This is a genomic window from Streptomyces sp., assembly GCF_031181555.1.
In the GTDB taxonomy this organism is placed as follows: Bacteria; Actinomycetota; Actinomycetes; order Streptomycetales; family Streptomycetaceae; genus Streptomyces; species Streptomyces fimbriatus.
Genome location: NZ_JAPSKQ010000313.1, coordinates 1 through 2,998, shown reverse-complemented (window position 1 = coordinate 2,998; position 2,998 = coordinate 1). Strand labels below are relative to the sequence as shown.

Below are 2,998 nucleotides of genomic sequence, written 5' to 3'. Positions count from 1 at the left end.
TCCGACCCGGCCGGGGGTTGCGCGGGAGGGCGCGGCGGAGGGTGGGCACGGCGAGGTTCAACCGCCCACCCTCCGGGTCACGTTCAGCAAGTACTCCTTCCGGTTCAGCGGGTTGTGGTCCGTGCGCGGACGCCGCGGCACCGTGCCGCGGGTGACGGGCGCGTAGTGCCCGAAGGCGCTCTCCAGCTCGCCCTCGCCCCGGGTCGGCCCCGGCAGCCGCTGTCCCAGCGCGTGCACCCGGGCGGCCGGCACCGTGCCCCGAAGGACGCAGCGGTCCCCGCGGGTCTCCGTGGTCCGCGGCACGGCACCCAGCCCGGTCAGCACCGGCAGCAGGGCGCCGGGGGCGTCCGCCGGAGCCTCGATGCGGAAGCGGTGCATCGGCTCGTGCACCACGGTCCCCGCCCGCCGCAGGGCCTCGGCCAGGACCAGCGGGGCGACGCCCCGGAAGTCGGCGCCGGTGCTCGACATGCTCTTGTCGAAGCCCTGGTGCGCGTGGCTCTGCCGGGGCCAGTAACCGGAGTGGGTCATGGTGACCGTGCAGTCGGTGACCCGCCAGCCGTACAGGCCCTGTTCGAGCGTCTCGCGCACGGTGTCCTCGACCGCCTTGAAGAAGGCGTACGACATCGAGCCCAGCTCCACCTCCAGCCGGAAGTCCACGCCCGCGCCGGCCGGCGCCGGGTCGCCCCGCAGGCCGACCGTCGCGAGGAACGGGTTCGGGTCCTTGCCGATGAACTCGACGGCCGCCCCGGACCCGGCCGGCCGCTCGACGCACAGCGGTGTCGTCTCCCGGAAGGTGACGTCGAGCCCGTACTCCTCGGCGAGGGTGGCCTGGACGACCTCCTTCTGCACCTCGCCGTAGAGCGACACGGAGGTCTCCCGCCGCACCTCGTCGTGGCGCAGGCCGATCAGCGGGTCCTGTTCGGCCAGCCGGGTGAGCGCGAGGTGCAGCGCGCCCTGGTCCACGCCCGGTTCCGGGACGACGACGGTCTCCAGGGTGGGCGGTGCGAAGAAGTGCCCGTACGGCGGGCGGGGTTCGCCGATCGCGTCGCCGACGCGGATGTCCGCCAGGCCCCACAGCCGGGCGATCCGGCCCGCCGGTACCGCGTCCGCCCGGGTGTCCGTGCCGTGGCCGAAGACACTGATCCCGGTCACCCGGCCCTCCGCCCCGCCGTCACGGCCGAACGGGATCCGGTCGCGGGTGCGCAGCGTGCCGGAGAACATCCGCGCGTAGGCGACCTTCTCCCCCGCCGGCCCCCGCTCCACCTTGAACACCGTGCCGGAGACCGGCCCGTCGGGGTCGCCGCCGGCCGGCGGCAGCAGTTCCTTGACGCCGGCCAGCAGCGCGTCCACGCCGGCGCCCGTGAGGGCGGAGCCGAAGCAGACGGGGTGCACGAGCGCCTGCCGGCTCTGCTCGGCCAGGGCCGTGCGCAGGCGCTCGTCCGTGACCGCGCCCTCCACGTAGGCGGCGAGCAGCTCGTCGTCGTGGCCGGTGAGGACGTCGAGGGCGGCCGGGGGGAGACCGGGCACGAAACGGGCCCCGGGTGTGCCGAGCCGGCCGGTGGTGCCCATGGGCACGATCGCCGGGGTGAGGCGCGCCGAGACCGCCCGGAGCAGGTCCGCCTCCCGTGCCCCGCGCCGGTCGATCTTGTTGACGAAGAGCAGGGTCGGGATGCGCAGCCGCTGCAGGGTGCGCATGAGCACCCGTGTCTGCGCCTGCACCCCCTCGGCGGCGGAGACGACGAGCACGGCGCCGTCCAGCACGCCGAGCACCCGCTCCACCTCGGCGATGAAGTCCGGGTGACCGGGGGTGTCGAGGAGGTTGACCGTCACGTCGTCGAGCGGGAACGAGACGACCGCGGACTTGACGGTGATGCCGCGCCGGCGTTCCAGCGCGAGGGTGTCGGTGCGGGTGCTGCCGTCATCGACGCTGCCGATCTCGTCGATCACGCCGGCCGAGTGCAGCAGCCGCTCGGTCAGGCTGGTCCTACCGGCGTCGACACGGGCGAGGATTCCCAGATTGAGCACGTGCACGAAGCGTCATGTCCTTCGGAGAGGGGGCCGTTCCTGTGCTCCGGGAGGCGCTGCGCCGGCCGCGCGCATCGGCGCGATGGGCAGCCGCCGCACCCACGCCGGCCGGACGGAGCGGCTGATCGGGGCCGGGTTCACCGAGCGCGAGCTGTCCCGGCTGCGCTCCCCGGTCGGCCTCGACCCCGGTGCCCGTACGCCCGAGGAGGTGGCCGTGTCCGTGGCCGCCGAGATCGTCGCGCTGCGCTGGGGCGGCACGGGCGTACCGCTGACCACCGCGGAGGGAGCGGTCCATCCACCCCCTCCCGCACCCTGATCCCCCTGGTTCCCCCTGGCACCTTGAGCCCGCCTCCCGAGGAGGACGCGGACCGGCACCACGGGTTCACCGTCCTCAAGGGGCGGGACGAGAGGGCGTATCGCGTGGTGCCGGCCGACGTGGCGGGTGCGACGCGCGCGGCGGACGTGGTGGAACCCTCGCGGGAAGAGCCCCTCGACCCGCTGCGCACCGCCGGGACACCGGTCGCCGAGCACGCCGCCGCGGCCCTCGCCGCCGTCGGTGCGGTGGCCGTGCCGACCGCGCGGACGCGCGGACGCGCAGACGGCGACGGACCCGAAAAGAAGGTGTGTAAGCGCGGCCGAGAGGGGTAGTCGCCCCCTATCACCTCCGATCGTGGGAAGGAGGTCCGTGAGAGCGCATCTACTCGCAGCGCCCGGGCCGCTTCCACCGACACGAAGCGGCCCGGCCCGTCAGCACACGGTCACCGCCGCGGGGGCAGCCGGTGGAGTTCCACCTCGCCGAGCCGGCCGCCGGTGATCGTGGCGGTCATGTAGGTGCAGTGCGGTTGCCGGCGGCGGTCCGTCGGCGAGCCCGGGTTGAGCAGACGAAGTCCCGTGGCGGCAGTGGTGTCCCACGGGATGTGACTGTGCCCGAAGACCAGTACGTCCAGCTCGGGGAACCGTGCGGCGCACCGGG

Annotated in this window: 3 protein-coding genes and 1 pseudogene; 2 read left to right on the top strand and 2 right to left on the bottom strand. The window is 74.5% G+C overall.

The genetic code is table 11. The features are described 5' to 3' along the window. Nucleotides 1-57: 57 nt before the first annotated feature. Complete coding sequence (locus RIM90_RS31295) at nucleotides 58-2,031, bottom strand: TetM/TetW/TetO/TetS family tetracycline resistance ribosomal protection protein (RefSeq protein WP_309064112.1); 1,974 nt, start codon at nucleotides 2,029-2,031, stop codon at nucleotides 58-60. Between the two features lie 55 nt (nucleotides 2,032-2,086). On the opposite strand from RIM90_RS31295, the pseudogene RIM90_RS31290 reads away from it, so the two are divergent. After that, a pseudogene (locus tag RIM90_RS31290) lies at nucleotides 2,087-2,341 on the top strand (XdhC family protein); the annotation flags it as partial. Nucleotides 2,342-2,364: 23 nt separating this feature from the next. Continuing rightward, nucleotides 2,365-2,673, top strand: coding sequence for a hypothetical protein (locus RIM90_RS31285; protein ID WP_309064111.1), 309 nt, complete (start codon nucleotides 2,365-2,367; stop codon nucleotides 2,671-2,673). Nucleotides 2,674-2,783: 110 nt separating this feature from the next. Here the strand turns inward: RIM90_RS31285 and RIM90_RS31280 are convergent. Then, nucleotides 2,784-2,998: metallophosphoesterase family protein (locus RIM90_RS31280; protein WP_309064085.1), on the bottom strand; the 215-nt coding region annotated here is incomplete at its 5' end.